The sequence below is a fragment of the Paenibacillus sp. P13VS genome, from assembly GCF_015143645.1.
Lineage (GTDB): Bacteria > Bacillota > Bacilli > Paenibacillales > Paenibacillaceae > Paenibacillus > Paenibacillus xylanilyticus_A.
The window spans coordinates 681,255-697,289 of record NZ_WYEV01000002.1; the positions used below are offsets into that span (position 1 = coordinate 681,255).

The following is a 16,035-nucleotide window of genomic DNA, read 5'->3' on the forward strand; positions in this document are numbered from 1 at the left end:
CAATTAGGGTCATCAAAATACTTTATCACCCTGCAAAGTTAACGTACTACATCATCCATTCATGGAAAAGCCTCCGAGAGCGAGTCCCGGAGGCTTAAATTGTAGGTACACTTGTTTCGATCGGATTAGCAATCGAAGTAAAGGCTGTACTCGTGCGGATGAATGCGAATAGCTACAGCTTTTGCTTCATCACGTTTGAGGTTGATGTAGTTCTCGATGAATTCTTTCGTGAATACGCCGCCTTCAGTCAAGAACTCGTTGTCTGCTGCCAGAGCATCAAGCGCCTCTTCCAGGGAAGCTGGAACGCTGCGGATGTTTTCTTTGTCAGCATCCGACAAGTCATAGATGTTTTTGTCGAGTGGACCGTAACCAAGCTCAGTTGGGTTGATTTTGCGTTTGATTCCGTCCAGACCCGCCATCAGCATTGCGGAGAATGCCAGGTAAGGGTTAGCAGTAGAGTCAGGCGTACGGAACTCGATACGACAACCTTTAGGTGTCACAGCTGCAACCGGGATACGTACTGCTGCAGAGCGGTTACCTTTGGAGTAAACCAGGTTTACCGGTGCTTCGTAACCAGGTACAAGACGTTTGAATGAGTTTGTACTTGGGTTAGTCAACGCGATCAGAGCTGGTGCATGGTACAGAATTCCTCCGATGTAGTGCAGAGCCATTTCGCTCAGGTTTGCATATCCCGCTTTGTCGTAGAACAATGGGGAATCGCCATCGAAGATGGATTGGTGAACGTGCATTCCGCTACCATTATCACCGAACAATGGTTTCGGCATGAATGTAGCTACTTTGCCATATTGACGTGCTGTGTTATGCACGATGTATTTGTATACAAGCAGGTTATCTGCTGTTTTCTTCAACGTATCAAAACGGAAGTTGATTTCGGCTTGACCAGCGGTTGCCACTTCGTGGTGATGACGCTCGATCGACAGGCCAGCTTCTTCCAACAGACGACACATTTCACTACGGATATCTTGTTGAGTATCCACTGGTGCTACTGGTACATATCCGCCTTTAGTACGAACTTTGAAGCCCAGGTTGCCGCCTTCTTCCTTGCGGTTCGTGTTCCAAGAAGCTTCTTCGGAATCAACGTAGTAGGAAGAGCTGTTTGTACCACTCTCATAACGTACATCGTCGAAGATGAAGAATTCGGACTCAGGTGCGAAGAATGCCGCTGTACCTACACCGCTCTCTTTCAGGAAAGCTTCAGCTTTAACAGCGATGCTGCGTGGGTCGCGCTCATAGCGCTCGCCATCTGGTGTGAAGATATCACACATAACATTCAATGTAGGGTGTGCAGTGAACGGATCGACATAAGTCGCTTCAGGATCTGGCATCATAACCATATCGGACTCTTCGATTCCACGGAAACCTTGGATAGAAGAACCGTCAAAAGCTACTCCATTTACGAATGTGTCTGCATCAACAGCCGAAGCTGGCAACGAGATGTGATGTGCACGACCAGCTAAATCTACAAAACGAAAATCTACCCACTCGATGTTGTTCTCTTGAATTGATTTCAATACGTTTTCAACCGACATGTATTCGTCCTCCCAAATATTCCGAACAATAAACAACCCCACGAAAGAAAATGTCCATATTCGAATTTTTTTCTGTCGTCATTATAATTTCTTAAACATGACATCGTCAATACTTATGTAAGGTATTTTTTGCGACTATGTTAGCTATACTTACATTTTATAAATCCAATAAATTCACTTAACAACGTATTTAATATACATTTAACCGAGTTAATGCGGTAAAGTAAGCGTAATAACATCCTAAAACATGGGAAAAACATTACATCATAAATGTTTCTTATCACTATTGATTAATAAATGTATTCAATGCCTACTTGATATGAAAAACCGGACATCCCCCTCCTTCATTCTCAAGAATGAAATGAGGGGAAATGCCCGATTGTATTTTGGCTAACTATAAGATTAGACGCCCACTCTTGCCGGGAAAAACTCGGCAGGTTGTTTGGCTGTATTAAACGTTTTGCCCACGATTGGAGCGAGTTTCTCCAGATCCTGAAGCAAGTTGGCGAATTGGTCAGGGAACAGGGATTGTACTCCGTCGCCTGTCATGGAGTTGTCTGGATCTGTGTGCATCTCGATGATCAGTCCATTGACACCAGCAGCAACAGAAGCTTTCGTCATCGGTTCTACCAGTTCACGGCGTCCTGTACCATGGCTAGGATCGGAAATGACAGGCAGATGGCTAAGAGACTGCAGCACAGGAATCGCCGACAGATCGAGCGTATTGCGAGTATAGGACTCAAACGTACGAATGCCGCGCTCGCAGAGCATTACATTAGGGTTGCCGCCGGCAAGGATGTACTCAGCTGCGTTCAGAAGCTCATCGTAAGTCGCACTGAAGCCGCGTTTCAGCAATACGGGTTTGCCGCATTCGCCCAGCTTGCGCAGCAAATCGAAGTTTTGCATATTCCGAGTACCGACTTGCAGAATATCCGCGTACTCCGCACAAATATCCACGTATTCCGGAGTCATGACTTCCGTGATGGTCAGCAGATCATGTTTCTTGCCAGCTTCAGCCATCATGATGAGCCCTTCTACACCTGTTCCCTGGAAGCTGTAAGGACCGGTACGAGGTTTAAATGCACCACCGCGCAGGACCTGGCCACCAGCAGCTTTCACGAGACCGGCAATTTCATCAATTTGGGCAGCAGATTCAACCGCACATGGTCCACCCATAACGACGAGTTCTTTTCCGCCGATATCCACTCCCTTAATAGAGATGACTGTGTCTTCAGGGTGGAAGTCACGGCTGGCCAACTTGTAGGACTTCGAGATTCTTACAACATTCTCTACACCCTTCATTTGACGAAGATGTTCCTGCATTTTAGGTTCCACTTTGCCAATCAAGCCGATAATGGTACGATCCTCTCCGCGGGAGATATGCACCTGAAGCCCTTCCTTCTCAATCACAGCGACGATATCCTGAATCTGTTCCTCCGGTGTTGCCTTACCTGCAATAACGATCATAATTAATTCCCATCCTTCCTTGTATGAGAGCACCCAACTGTTTCAATGTGCATCTGATTATAATTAAAAGTTCTGTCGCGCTTAAACGCTTGTTCGCTTTTAAGCTTTTATCTACTAAAGTAAATATATCATAGTCAGCCATTCTCGTCAAGATGACTACGGGTGTGCTTAATACAAAAAAATCCTGTGCCGCATGCCCAGATTCAGGACTGCAGCACAGGATTCTTCGAGTTTTGTTACGTTGTGCGGGTCTTCTCCCGCACTGGGGGCAGCAGTTTGCTCATGTTAACGGTACGCTTGATTTCCCACGTCTCCGGTTGATCATGCTCATATTGCTCCAGATAACTGATAACTTCCTTCGTAATCGGAGTCGGCGTCGAAGCACCTGAAGTTACGGCTACCTTGTTTACCCCTTTCAGCCATTCCTGCTTGATCTCGGACACATCCGATACCCGGTAGGCCGTTACACCCGCAATCTCTTCCGAGACTTGTGCAAGCCGGTTCGAGTTGTTACTGCGCGGGTCACCCACAACGATAACCAGATCAGACTGACCGGCCTGCTCAGCCACAGCTTCCTGACGAACTTGTGTAGCCAGACAGATCTCGTTATGAATTTCAGCGCCCGGGAATTTCTCCAGAAGGCGGCTCATGATGTGTTTGATATCCCATTGGCTCATCGTCGTCTGATTGGTAATGAGAATCTTGCCAGCCGGCACATTCAGTGCATCAATCTCTTCTTCCTTCTCAATCAAATGCACCTGGTCAGGCGCAACTCCTATAGCCCCTTCGGGTTCAGGGTGATTCTTTTTGCCGATATAGATGATCTGATAACCTTCAGCCGTTTTCTCCCGGATCAGGTCATGCGTCTTGGTTACATCCGGACATGTAGCGTCTACTGTAGTGAGCCCTTTATCCCGTGCCATCTTGCGCACCTCAGGAGATACACCGTGGGCCGTAAAGATGACCGTACCGCTCTCTACCTGACTCAGGATTTCCATCCGGTTCGGACCATCCAGTGTAATGATGCCCTCATCTTCAAAGGAATCCGTCACATGTTTGTTATGCACAATCATACCCAATATATATATAGGCCGTGGTAAATCAAGATTACGTGCTGCCTGACGTGCCAATACCATGGCATCCACAACTCCGTAACAATACCCTCGCGGCGAAATTCGCAGTACTTCCACTTGGTTGCCACCCGCTTTCTTTTTCAGCATCACTGCCGATGTAATTGCAGTCCAGTCTATTATACCTTTATTCGATAGGTGGAGCAAAGACAACTGGCATCCAGATGATGAAAGTCGTTCCTTCACCGCGTCTGGTCACGACCTCAACAGAGCCCATATGCTCCTCAATAATCCATTTAGCGATGGATAACCCAAGTCCAATGCCCGGTGTAGCGCCGCGGGATTCATCCGCACGATAGAAACGATCGAAGATAAACGGCACCTCATCCTTATCCATACCGATTCCCGTATCACTGATCCGGAGACCAACCTGCCCTTTGTATAGGATGGCGTCAAGCGTTACCGATCCGTCCGGAGTGTATTTGAACGCATTTTCTATGAAAATAAAGAGCATCTGCTGTAGATAGTCTTTGCTGCCGTTCACATAAATTCCATTTAAAATCGATAAATCGCCAACCCGCCATTCCGCGTGGTGATCCAGAAAATGTGCTCTGCGAGCTACTTCTTGCACCAAAATTTGCAGCGGAATCGGATTCAGTTCTATTTTCTGTCCAGTATCGGCCCTTGCCAGTGACAGCATGTCACTAATCAACCTGCTCATGCGTTTGCCTTCATCCGCCATGTCTTCAATCGCTTCAAGCGACATCTCCTTGACGGTTTCCTCGTCCAGATTCGGTCGGTCATTCCCTTCCTGATCCCATAGCTTTTTCAGGAAATCAACATTCCCTCGAATGGTGGTCAGCGGTGTACGCAGCTCATGAGAGGCATCGGACACAAATCTGCGCTGAGCAGCATTGGTCTCCTCCAGGCCTCGGAAGGACAGTTCTGTCCGTTCGAGCATGTTATTCACCGTTTCAATCAGGCGGCCGATTTCATCCTTGGGACCTGTATATTGTATCCGGACACTCAGATCGTCACCAGATTGAATCTGATTGGCTGCATCAATGACGTTGACGAGAGGGCGCATCGATTTGCGGGCAAGAATGAGACCTGAAGTAATGGCCAGTGCCATGGCCACAAGCCAGCCAAAGATCAGAATGTTAAGCAGTGCCTCCAGCAATCGTTCCTGTGAACTTACATTGGCACCGACCTGAAGAAGCCCCCTAATTTCATTGGTTCCCTGGAGAGACAAGGGCTGCTGATTGACCAGGAATGGTGTACCATTCACATATATCTTGGATATCCCGCGTTTTTCAAGGATTTCATTCGTTTTCAAAACCGGGAATTGGATGCGAACCTTCTCCATGTTGCCGGAGATTTTGCCAGACTGACTTTGGTAATCCCAGAGTTGAATATAAATTTGGGCTTCCTGCAGCTGACTCTCGGTAAATGGGTCCAGATCAAGCGTCTGAGATAACGGGTTAACTCCGATCTGGTCCGTAATTCGCGCACTCTTCGACTTTAACTGCTGTTCGACTTCCTGATACGTATTGAAATAAACAAAGGCATAGATTACGACACCCCAAAAAATAAGCACAGCTGCCAAGATGCCAGAATACCATGCGGTTAGTTTTAACCGAATGGACATGTCAGGAGTCACCTCTCAGAATATAACCCGCTCCACGAATCGTTTGGATTAAGCGTTTGCCTCCATACTCTTCCGTTTTTTGCCGGAGCATCGCAATATATACTTCCAGTACGTTTGACTCACCGCTATAATCATAGCCCCAGATCTTATCCATGATCAGATCACGGGAGAGCACTCTTTTCGGATTTTGCATAAACAAGTTCAATAGTTCGAATTCCTTCGCTGTCAGCTCAAGACGTTTCCCGTCACGCAGCACTTCGCGTGAATCATTATCCAATATAATATCTTCGTAGACGAGCCGGTTATCCGGCGTTTCTGCGATATCCGATCTACGACGCAGCAGGGCGCGGACACGGGCCAGTAATTCTTCCAGTGCGAATGGCTTCACCAGATAATCATCGGCTCCGGTATCCAAGCCAGTCACCCGGCTCTGAACCTCGTCCTTCGCGGTTAACATGAGCACAGGTACTTTGCTTCCGGCTTCCCTTAATCGGCGACATACTTCGAAACCGTCGATCTGAGGCATCATCACATCCAGCACCACTACATCCGGTTCCTTATCCATCAATTTACTGAGACCCTCAGCCCCATTGGAAGCAGTCTGTACCTCATAACCTTCAAACGCCAGCCCCCGGCGGAGCATGGACACGATTTTTTCATCATCATCCACAATCAAAATAGTTGAGCGCATGGTCTTTCTCCTTTATTCTCACATTTTAATCTCATTGTAACAGCCAGAAGCCCAGTCTGCATCTTGGCCGCATTTTTCGCTTCTTCAAGCTCTTGCTTGGAATCTGTAATCATGTCTTCATTAGGACAAAAAAAGCGAAAGGGCCCTCAAACCCTTCCGCTCTTCTCTTCTGAATCTCGAACTACCATTTAATTATGGTTGTGTTTGCTGCTGTTGATCCGATGTTTGTGAAGTATCATAGTCATTTTTGTTGCCGATTTTGATTTTGATATCCATCTTCTTGCCATCGCGTACCACATTCAATGTAACTTCACTGCCGATTTCCTGAGTTTTGATAAAATCAATCAGGTCTTGGCTTGTGCTGTACGCCGTTCCATTGGCACCCGTGATGATATCATAGGCACGCAGATCGGCTTGGTAAGCCGGAGACTGATAGATGGTGCTGGCTACGACAGAACCTTCAGTAATATCGGTTCCCATTTGTTTCGCCACTTCAGGCGTCAGCGCCATCAGGGACGCACCGATGAACGGTACCGGCTCTTTTGGAACTTCTTTGTTTTCTTTTAGATATTTCACGGCATCCGAGATGACGCTTGAAGGGATGGCAAATCCAATACCTTGCGCATCAGCACTAACAGCTACGTTCATACCAATGACTTCACCATTAAGGTTAAGCAGCGGACCACCAGAGTTACCTGGGTTAATCGACGCATCGGTTTGCAGCAGATGACTGTATTCGCGGGTTTTACCTGTTTCTTCATCCGGAATGCTGATTGTACGTTCTTTGGCACTCAGTACACCTGCAGTTACAGTATGCTCGAACCCTTCTGGGTTACCAATGGCAACAAGCCATTCACCAACCTGTGTGCTGTTTGAGTCGCCAAGCGGAGCAACAGGGAAATCATCGTCACCGCTATTTTTCTCGATTTTCAATACAGCAAGGTCAAGATCGAAGCTGCTTCCTAGCAGTTTGGCTTCGTAAGGTTTGCTGTTGTTCTCCAGTGTAACCTGAATGACATCTGCACCTTGAATAACGTGCTGGTTCGTCAAGATATAGCCTTCTTTGTCAAAAATAAATCCGGAACCAATGCCGAGCGGAACAAGCTGATTGCTTCCCTGCTGCTGCTGTTGGCCTTGGTTGCTATCCGTTCCACCGCTTCCGTTGCCTCCGTTACCGAAGAAGTATTGATATAACGGATCACTCATCGTGGATCCACCTTGGCTTCCACTGCGTGTGGACTGCTTAGCCAATGTTTCAATTTTTACAACCGCAGGACTTGTGCTCGTCACTACAGAAGAGACATCCTCTTTACCTGTTGGCAGAAGAGATGCAGTTACATTATTGCTGCTGCTGCCCGTATTCGTAGAAGTCGATTCCTGACTCGTGCTTTGCTTCTCTGCACTTGTTAAGGCTTCTTGCGGAGTAAACATGTTCGTGCGGTCAGCCGTGTACATCAGTACTGTAATGACCAGCATACCTGCTATAAAGGAAAACAATAATGATCTGACCGAGGAGCGAGGTTTACGGTTGTTGTAGTTCCAGTTTCCATTTCCGTTTTTGCCACCGCCGCCACCATCTCCACCGTTTCCGGAACCGCTGCCTCCGTTGCCACGGCCCGCCTGTTCGGAAGAGCCATTATTGTAATACATCGGAAGTGGCTTGACAGGATCAGGTCTTGTGATCTGAACATTGCCCTCTTCACGATTGCTATGACTCACATGACTGCTTGCTGTATCTTCATTATTCACAGACTGAAAAGGTCCATAAGAATAATAGTAAGAGGATTCGTCCGTTCCGGATGTATTGCGGTTATCCGCCTGCTTTGTTTGGTCTTCCTCGTCTTGACGGTTCGGTCTATAATTACGTTCGTCCATGCTTTCTACCTCCCAATCTCTTTTTCACAAGAGATATTCTTTAACTGTCCTTATTTTGTACTTTAAACCTTAACCGTACCTTAAAAACAATTAAAAAGGAGATAAAAGCACGCAATAATAGAACATTTTTCCCGTTAAATCAGCATTTTAGTCCTTGTTCTTCACCCAACCCTGACGATGAGCGTAAATGGCCAGTTGTGTACGATCATCCATTTCACACTTCATTAGCAGGTTGCTTACATGTGTTTTGACGGTTTTGATACTAATATGTAGTTCTTCTCCAATATCTTTGTTGGTTTTGCCTTCTGCTATGAGCAAAAGAACTTCCTTCTCCCGTTCAGTCAGACCGGATTCGTTCTCTCTCGCCGTACGCTGCCTGATTCCCCGGGTTAACGCTTGAGACACATCTCCCGTCATGACAGGCATTCCCCGATAGGCTCCCTGAAGCGCATAGATTAATTCTTCTGCAGATACAGTCTTCAGGACGTAGCTGACGGCTCCCGCCTCAATGGCCTGCACCACCAGATCATCTTCGAGAAAACTGGTAAGCATAACTATTTTGGAGCTCGGAAATTCACTCATGATGGCTTGCGTTGCCTCGGCCCCGTTCATGACAGGCATCATCAGGTCCATCAATATAAGATCAGGCATCTCACTCGGATCCAGCTTGCGGAGCTGGTTAAGCGCATCCTGTCCATTTCCCGCTTCTCCCATGACATGGAATGTTGGCTCAAGCATAAGGTACGTTTTCAAGCCCATTCTCACCATATCATGATCGTCTACAATCATTACATTCACTTTTCCGGTCATTCCGTTTCCCCCTCTGGTTCATCCGGGAATTTCGGGATAAGCACCCGTACTGTCGTTCCCGCTCCCGGTTTTGAAATAATCTGGACATCCCCGCCAAGCTTTTCTGCCCGTTCACGCATGGTGGACAATCCATAGGACCCTGGCCGCTCCACTTGCTGCATGAAGCCCTGACCGTCATCGCTTATGCTCATGCTGATCTGATGCTCGCTCTCCCGTATGGACAGACTAACAAGGCCAGCCTCCGCATGCTTCACTACATTGGCAACGGCCTCCTGAATAACAAGAAACAGCTGGTGCTCGATGGCATCCGAGACGCCGCCATCCAGTTCCAGCTCTTTCACTCCCTTTAATCCGTTCTGTCTGCAATAATCCGGGAACCATCGATCCAGTGCCTCCGCCAAGTCCCTTCCCTCAAGTTCCACCGGACGAAGCTGCGCAATAAGACCACGCATCTGACGTTGTGCAATATGCGACATTTGGATTAATTGGTCGAGTACTTTGTTTCCGTGCTCCGGATTCATCTCCAGCAGTTTGGGCAGGGAAGACGCTGACATATGAATGGCGAACAGTTGCTGGCTGACCGTATCATGCAGATCCCTCGCCATCCGTCTGCGTTCTTCAAGCACCGCTCGTTCGGAAGCCTGTTCTTTCTCGATCACTTCCTGCTCGCCCAGACGCTGGAGCAGTCTCATTTTTTTCTCAATCGAATCCATCATGACGTTAAACTCCTGATATACCCGGCCGAAAGAGGCATCATCTGCCTCAGGCATGCGAACGGCCAAGTTACCCTTGGATACTTTCAGCATATTCAGATCGAGCAGGTCGATTTTGCGCTGAAGCCGCAGTGCAGCAATATATCCGGTAACTATAGTCGCCAGCACAACGACAGCCACATACGTCCATGCGCGCTGTCGTCCTGTTCCCATTAACACCTCTCCGTACAGCAAGTAGAACCCGCCCAGTGTAATCAGCCCGGTCAGGACAAAATACATCATCAGTTCCCACTTGTTGGCCCTGAGAATCGTTCGAATCATGCGTTAACCCACCTTATTTACTTTGACGTCTCCGATAAATACACTTACTACGATCCGAACCTTTTTTCCTGCTTCCCGGTAATGGGATGTTTCCGCCTGGGCACTGCTGAGGAATCCACCCCGTTTTTGGTTCAACAGCGACATGTCTCCTATAAAGGAGTTCGTGGTGACAGTGACTCCCAGATCCATGTCTTCCGGCACAAATACCTTTACATCCCCAATAAATGAGGAAATGTTGATTTTGGTTTCGCCATAAGGGATTTGGGCTTTCGTCAAGTCGATGACCGTATCACCGATAAACGCCGAGATATTCATTGGTTTAAGGGAGAACACTTCCTGTCCCATGTAGAGGTCACCGATAAATGCTGATTTGTTAACGGTGTCTCTGTTGCCGTAATCTCCATATTCACTTCCGGCTCCGCCCTCACCATAGTGGCTTCCATACCCGTTTCCATCTGGACCGTGTGAATGAGTATGGATATGGGAATGAGAATGATGCTTTTTCTTATGCTGCTGTCCCTGATGCAATTCATCTTCAGCCGCATTGGCGTATGGATCATAATGGTAGTTTTTAGGCTCCTGTTTGGGTTTCCCAAATGTCTTTTCGAATTGCTCATCAAAAGAAGAAGGCATTTCCAGGTCCTCGGAAGACAAGGGCTGATAAGGTTCAGGCGGCGGTGGTGGCTGCATTTTGTCCTGATGTTTGCGATCCCGGCGACGAGGCCCAATCAGAACAAACAGCCCTCCTCCAATTAACATGATTGGAATGAGATAACGAATGAACTCACCCATGGAATAATCAATCCAGCCGAGATTTCGTGACAGGAAGTATCCGCCTATAGCTAGTACAATGACGGGTCCAATCATGGCATAACCGCCATTGCGACGAATTTCAGTCACTCCTTTTACGCCCCACCAGATTAGAAACAGCGGCCAATATGTTCTAAATATATATCCTATATCAATGTCATAACCTAATTGCCGAAACAAAATGATTGCACCAACGGCAATCAACGGTATGCCAACCCACCAGCGGTCTCGCATAGATCGTTTCATCGCTCATGTCTCCTTCGTCTGTATTCTGTACCCAGTGTACCTCAGACAAGGGTTCGATAACAGCGGCGGCAGATGGAATTCGTCTCGGTCTCCAGACGGAGGACTGAGGATATTAATGTAAAATTTATCAAAAACTAAAAACACCCCGGAGCGTTTGCTCCAGGGTGCCTGAATCTTTATTTATTTTTGAAATTTGCCTGCACGGCCTACTTGGCCTGTTTGTCCAGTGTTTTCTACACCGAACTCTGCATTGTATTTTTCATCAGGTGTTTGGAAATTTTCTTGTACTTTGTTTTGCTGGGATTGCTTCACTTTGCTTGCCGCAGTTTCTTGTCCAAACTCTTCATTGTACTTCTCGTTTGGCGTTTGGTACCCTTGTCCTTGTGTTCTTTTAGCCACAACGAATCACCTCTCTCTTCATATTTACGCTGCACTGCTGCTGCGCGGGGTTCGTCCCCAGTCAATATTATGTGAAGAGAGCACTTCAGTTATTCATCCTTAACATCCCAGATTAAACAGCCTTGTCTAACCATGAATCCGGCACGGATTTATACACATCGATCGCTTCAGACAACTCGTCCAGCATCTTTTCCGTGCATTTTCCGTCGCCTTGTTTAATCACCTGTACCTCGACGTCCTTTTTGCCCCATTCCTTATACACTTGCTTCGTGGTCGGAAAATAAAGGTCAATTTTATTACCTTTGATGGCTGAACCTGTGTCCGCCACGATACCGTAACCATATCCGGGAATATAGAGAATGGAACCAAGCGGGAATAATTTGGGGTCAGCAGCAATGGTTGACACCGTCTCTTTGTCTCTTCGTACCTTCACTCCGGAGTAAGTAATACCATACTGAGGATGTTTCGGTCCTTTACCGGTTGACTCTATACCTGCCGTGTAACCCGTTGCGGTCACTTTTTGAGTTCCCAGTACCTGTTCTGAGCGCGGTGCCATTACAGGCATGGATGGGTCGAGTACAAGCTGCTTGCCTGGGACATCCGGTTTAGGAATGACAATGGGCTGTGGAGACCACAATAAAGCCATATAGACCATCGTCGTGACCTGTACCTGATCACTGTATTCATAATCATGGATCGATACCTCGGACTGACTTTCTACATGGCGCGTTGCAGCTTGATTCTCCCGTTTGATTACATGCATTACTTCATTTTCCTCTTCAAATGTATACGCCTCTGCCTGATTCCAGGACAATATCAACCCAATGGAGATGACCATCATTGAAATCAGAACCCGTAATTGTTTTGTTGTCATTGCGTTTTGCTTTTTCATTTTAAAACCTCCCCCTTACTGCAAAGGTTTTCCAAAAAGCAAAATGCTTATACATTTTCTACTCCACTAGGTTCCAGCACGTAAATAATAGCAAAAAAACCGTCCAGGAGCATGGATTAGGCCATGCCCTGACGGTTTTTCTCTAATGCATATATTTATATTGATCTTGTGCTGATTTCTTCTTTCAGTTGAGCTACGATTTCATCCACAGGTTTCATGCCGAGATCGCCTTCTCCGCGTTTACGCACAGACACAGATTCAGCACTGCGCTCATTCTCCCCAACAACAAACATATAAGGCATTTTCTCCAGTTGTGCCTCACGGATTTTGTATCCAAGCTTCTCGTTGCGCAAATCAGCCTCAGCAGAAATTCCCGCGCGCTTCAGTTTCGCTTCCACTTCACGTGCATAATCGTCGAAGTTTCCAGATACCGGAATGACTTTTGCTTGAACAGGAGACAGCCACAGTGGGAATGCTCCCGCAAAGTTCTCCAGCAAGAATGCAGTGAAACGTTCCATTGTACTGATTACGCCGCGGTGAATAACGACCGGCCGATGTTTCTGACCGTCATCTCCGACATATTCCAGTTCGAATCGTTCTGGAAGCAGGAAGTCCAGCTGTACGGTGGACAATGTTTCTTCCTTGCCCAGCGCTGTTTTGATCTGCACGTCGAGTTTCGGACCATAGAATGCAGCTTCACCCTCTGCTTCATAGAAAGGTAAGTCGAGTTCTTCCACAACTTCACGCAGCATGCGTTGGGACATTTCCCACATTTCATCGTTTTGGAAATATTTCTCGGTATCCTGCGGATCACGGTAAGACAGGCGGAAGCGATATTCATGAATACCAAAATCCTTGTAAACCGTTTGGATCAATTCAATAACACGAGCGAATTCTTCCTTGATCTGATCTGGACGACAGAAAATGTGTGAATCGTTCAAGGTCATCGCACGAACGCGGTGCAAGCCAGTCAGTGCACCAGACATCTCGTACCGGTGCATCATGCCGAGCTCGGCAATCCGGATCGGCAGGTCACGGTAGCTGTGCATGCTGGACTTGTACACCATCATATGGTGCGGGCAGTTCATTGGACGGAGTACGAGTTCTTCGTTATCCATTACCATTTTAGGGAACATGTCCTCTTGGTAGTGCTCCCAGTGTCCGGACGTTTTGTACAATTCCACATTACCGAGAACCGGTGTATATACGTGCTGGTATCCAAGACTTTCTTCCAGATCCACAATGTAACGCTCCAGTGTACGACGCAGTTTGGCGCCGTTTGGCAGCCAGATTGGCAGACCTTGTCCGACCAATTGGGAGAACGTGAACATTTCAAGCTCTTTACCCAGCTTGCGGTGGTCGCGTTTACGTGCTTCCTCCAGGAAGTGCAGATGCTCATCCAGCTGAGCCTTTTTCACAAAAGCAGTACCGTAGATACGCTGCAGCATTTTGTTTTTGCTGTCACCACGCCAGTATGCACCAGCGACATTCATCAATTTGAACACTTTGATCTTGCCTGTGGAAGGTACGTGAGGTCCACGGCACAGATCGAAAAACTCGCCCTGCTCATAAATGGTAATTACGCTGTCTTCCGGAAGATCACGAATCAATTCGAGCTTGTAAGGATCGCCCACTTCTTCAAACGTTTTGATTGCTTCATCACGGCTGACTTCCTTACGTACAATTGGCAGGTTTTCACTTACGATACGTTCCATTTCCTTCTCGATCTTTTGCAGATCCTCCGGGTTAAGCGGGTGTTCCAGGTCCATATCATAGTAAAATCCGTCTTCGATGACAGGTCCAACGCCAAGGTGAACCTCTTTGCTGCCATATAGGCGCTTCACAGCTTGAGCGAGCAAGTGAGCTGTACTATGACGCATCACTTCAAGTCCGTCTGGTGAATCAAAAGTTACGATCTCTACCAAAGCTCCCTCATGAAGTTTGGTCGACAAGTCCACCACAATCCCATCCAGTTTCCCTGCTACGGCGTTTTTGCGCAATCCGCTGCTAATCGATGCTGCTACGTCCTCAATACTGCTGCCATCGGCGTACTCACGTACGGAACCATCCGGTAGTTTAATGTTAACTGCCATTTGTCTCATTCCTCCTGTAAATGTAACCTTGTCCATCAACATCATGGACTGATGATCTATTGCTATTCCTGCTGATTGGCAAAGAACGCAAAAAACACCCGTCCCGGTAAAGGGACGAGTGTTGTATACTCGTGGTTCCACCCTAATTCAGCTGCTTCATTCTTAATTGAAAATACAGCCCTCATTGGCATGACGGTAACGGGCATGACCCGGCATATCCTTACTCACGGAACATTTACATTCATCTCCGTTTTCAAAACTGCAGCTACAAAGGGGTAAACCAAACGTGGCATCCGGAGGAAATTTCAGCCTGGTTCCCTCTCTCTGCACCGACCGTGCGTATGGTCCTTGTCTTTGTCAACGCTTTTGCTTATTTAGTAAAAGTTGATCCATAAAACATGTACATTAATTCATTGATCAACAGTTATTATAATTGCCGAGATCACTTGCGTCAAGGCCTGACAGCAGGCCGGAACGAAGCACTTCACACTCCGGGCAATGATGGCATAATTGAACCTTGTCCTCGAAGATCTGGCGAATCGTCGAAATAATCGGCAGATCGGGTGTGTTTGTATGAAGCATCACTTTTTCGGGAGATATCGAGATAAGTGTGCTTACAATCATGTCTTCAATATCCATTTCCAGTTCAAGACCAGGCATCTCCACGACGACTTGCTCATCTTTTTGGACAGGGAGCTGGTTAAACCCTGCATCCAGAACCTGAAATTCATGCGAGCCTTTGTGCACCAGATGGACCAAAGGAACTTTGGCTTCCTGAAAGAATACAAAATATTTTAACAATCCCATGAATTCTTCGTATTGACGATCCATCCAGAATTCATCCAGTGCATACTCCACCAGTTCGTGCAGTTCCTGTTTGTATTGCTTCATTCGAAAATGAAGAATGCCTTCCAGGTGAAAGAAATGAACCTCCTCCAGATCATGTCTAAGACCATTTGCGAGGGTTAAGCGCCGTTTCTCTCGAAGCCCTGGCTGATCCAGATCACCGTTAAATAACAAGGGCATGCAGATCCGGTGTACCTTCTCCACCTCATATTCATCCATAACGGAACAGGCCTTGGAAATCATGTTTTCTACAATGGAGCGCTCCCGGGTATCCATAATGAAATCAGCCAGTCCTTTGGCAAGCAAGTCACTGATCTGAGGCAGCCACTGCTGAAAATCCACGTGATTTTCATTCCCTCTGCAGACCCAGGCTGCTTTGCCGTCATTATGTTTGAAAGTGAGCCGGAAACCTCTTTTGCTTATATGTAAACCTTTGGTTTTTTCTTTGATGCAGCGATAAAATTGATCTGCTTCCTCTTGCCCTGACACATCGGTCCATACGGCGAACAGCTCCACAAGAATCACTCCTTTCCTTCCTGTTCAAAGTATATGGCAAGGCCGAGGGGGATATACGAAGCGGATTGATGGAAAGCGTGTCATCATT

General features: G+C 47.1%; 13 protein-coding genes. All 13 read right to left on the reverse strand.

Annotated elements, in window-relative coordinates; all coding sequences use genetic code 11:
- Positions 1–125: 125 nt before the first annotated feature.
- The gene (glnA, locus tag GUA98_RS04175; RefSeq protein WP_095288270.1) at positions 126–1,550 is read right to left on the reverse strand and encodes a type I glutamate--ammonia ligase; all 1,425 of its coding nucleotides are present in this window, start codon (positions 1,548–1,550) and stop codon (positions 126–128) included.
- 402 nt (positions 1,551–1,952) lie between these two features.
- Entirely contained in the window at positions 1,953–3,017 is a 1,065-nt protein-coding gene (gene aroF / locus GUA98_RS04180; RefSeq protein WP_193722126.1) for a 3-deoxy-7-phosphoheptulonate synthase, read from the reverse strand.
- A gap of 236 nt (positions 3,018–3,253) precedes the next feature.
- Positions 3,254–4,207, reverse strand: coding sequence for a 4-hydroxy-3-methylbut-2-enyl diphosphate reductase (locus GUA98_RS04185; RefSeq protein WP_153977718.1), 954 nt, complete (start codon positions 4,205–4,207; stop codon positions 3,254–3,256).
- Between the two features lie 67 nt (positions 4,208–4,274).
- The gene (locus tag GUA98_RS04190; RefSeq protein WP_095359077.1) at positions 4,275–5,735 is read right to left on the reverse strand and encodes a sensor histidine kinase; all 1,461 of its coding nucleotides are present in this window, start codon (positions 5,733–5,735) and stop codon (positions 4,275–4,277) included.
- Position 5,736: 1 nt separating this feature from the next.
- The gene (locus GUA98_RS04195; RefSeq protein ID WP_193722127.1) at positions 5,737–6,426 is read right to left on the reverse strand and encodes a response regulator transcription factor; all 690 of its coding nucleotides are present in this window, start codon (positions 6,424–6,426) and stop codon (positions 5,737–5,739) included.
- Positions 6,427–6,618: 192 nt separating this feature from the next.
- The gene (locus GUA98_RS04200) at positions 6,619–8,301 is read right to left on the reverse strand and encodes a S1C family serine protease (RefSeq protein WP_193722128.1); all 1,683 of its coding nucleotides are present in this window, start codon (positions 8,299–8,301) and stop codon (positions 6,619–6,621) included.
- A 147-nt stretch (positions 8,302–8,448) separates the two neighbouring features.
- Positions 8,449–9,111: a response regulator gene (locus tag GUA98_RS04205; RefSeq protein WP_193722129.1), complete on the reverse strand. Its 663-nt coding sequence runs from the start codon at positions 9,109–9,111 to the stop codon at positions 8,449–8,451.
- Positions 9,108–10,145, reverse strand: coding sequence for a HAMP domain-containing sensor histidine kinase (locus GUA98_RS04210; RefSeq protein ID WP_193722130.1), 1,038 nt, complete (start codon positions 10,143–10,145; stop codon positions 9,108–9,110). The genes GUA98_RS04205 and GUA98_RS04210 overlap by 4 nt, the downstream gene beginning before the upstream one ends.
- A gap of 3 nt (positions 10,146–10,148) precedes the next feature.
- The gene (gene liaF / locus GUA98_RS04215) at positions 10,149–11,201 is read right to left on the reverse strand and encodes a cell wall-active antibiotics response protein LiaF (protein WP_193722131.1); all 1,053 of its coding nucleotides are present in this window, start codon (positions 11,199–11,201) and stop codon (positions 10,149–10,151) included.
- Positions 11,202–11,381: 180 nt separating this feature from the next.
- Positions 11,382–11,600 carry a hypothetical protein gene (locus GUA98_RS04220; protein WP_153977714.1) on the reverse strand — a complete coding sequence of 73 codons (219 nt, stop codon included), beginning with the start codon at positions 11,598–11,600 and terminating at the stop codon, positions 11,382–11,384.
- A 112-nt stretch (positions 11,601–11,712) separates the two neighbouring features.
- Positions 11,713–12,363, reverse strand: coding sequence for a 3D domain-containing protein (locus tag GUA98_RS30130; RefSeq protein WP_153980627.1), 651 nt, complete (start codon positions 12,361–12,363; stop codon positions 11,713–11,715).
- 284 nt (positions 12,364–12,647) lie between these two features.
- Entirely contained in the window at positions 12,648–14,585 is a 1,938-nt protein-coding gene (gene thrS / locus GUA98_RS04230) for a threonine--tRNA ligase (protein ID WP_153977713.1), read from the reverse strand.
- 417 nt (positions 14,586–15,002) lie between these two features.
- Positions 15,003–15,956 carry a putative sporulation protein YtxC gene (locus GUA98_RS04235; RefSeq protein WP_153977712.1) on the reverse strand — a complete coding sequence of 318 codons (954 nt, stop codon included), beginning with the start codon at positions 15,954–15,956 and terminating at the stop codon, positions 15,003–15,005.
- Between the last annotated feature and the right edge of the window lie 79 nt (positions 15,957–16,035).

Bases quoted from the DNA above. Each gene is read 5' to 3' on its own strand.
- GUA98_RS30130 (WP_153980627.1), bottom strand. From the start codon at position 12,363: ATGCATGTAATCAAACGGGAGAATCAAGCTGCAACGCGCCATGTAGAA.
- aroF (WP_193722126.1), bottom strand. From the start codon at position 3,017: ATGATCGTTATTGCAGGTAAGGCAACACCGGAGGAACAGATTCAGGAT.
- GUA98_RS04210 (WP_193722130.1), bottom strand. From the start codon at position 10,145: ATGATTCGAACGATTCTCAGGGCCAACAAGTGGGAACTGATGATGTAT.
- GUA98_RS04190 (WP_095359077.1), bottom strand. From the start codon at position 5,735: ATGTCCATTCGGTTAAAACTAACCGCATGGTATTCTGGCATCTTGGCA.
- glnA (WP_095288270.1), bottom strand. From the start codon at position 1,550: ATGTCGGTTGAAAACGTATTGAAATCAATTCAAGAGAACAACATCGAG.
- GUA98_RS04200 (WP_193722128.1), bottom strand. From the start codon at position 8,301: ATGGACGAACGTAATTATAGACCGAACCGTCAAGACGAGGAAGACCAA.
- thrS (WP_153977713.1), bottom strand. From the start codon at position 14,585: ATGGCAGTTAACATTAAACTACCGGATGGTTCCGTACGTGAGTACGCC.
- GUA98_RS04195 (WP_193722127.1), bottom strand. From the start codon at position 6,426: ATGCGCTCAACTATTTTGATTGTGGATGATGATGAAAAAATCGTGTCC.
- liaF (WP_193722131.1), bottom strand. From the start codon at position 11,201: ATGAAACGATCTATGCGAGACCGCTGGTGGGTTGGCATACCGTTGATT.
- GUA98_RS04205 (WP_193722129.1), bottom strand. From the start codon at position 9,111: ATGACCGGAAAAGTGAATGTAATGATTGTAGACGATCATGATATGGTG.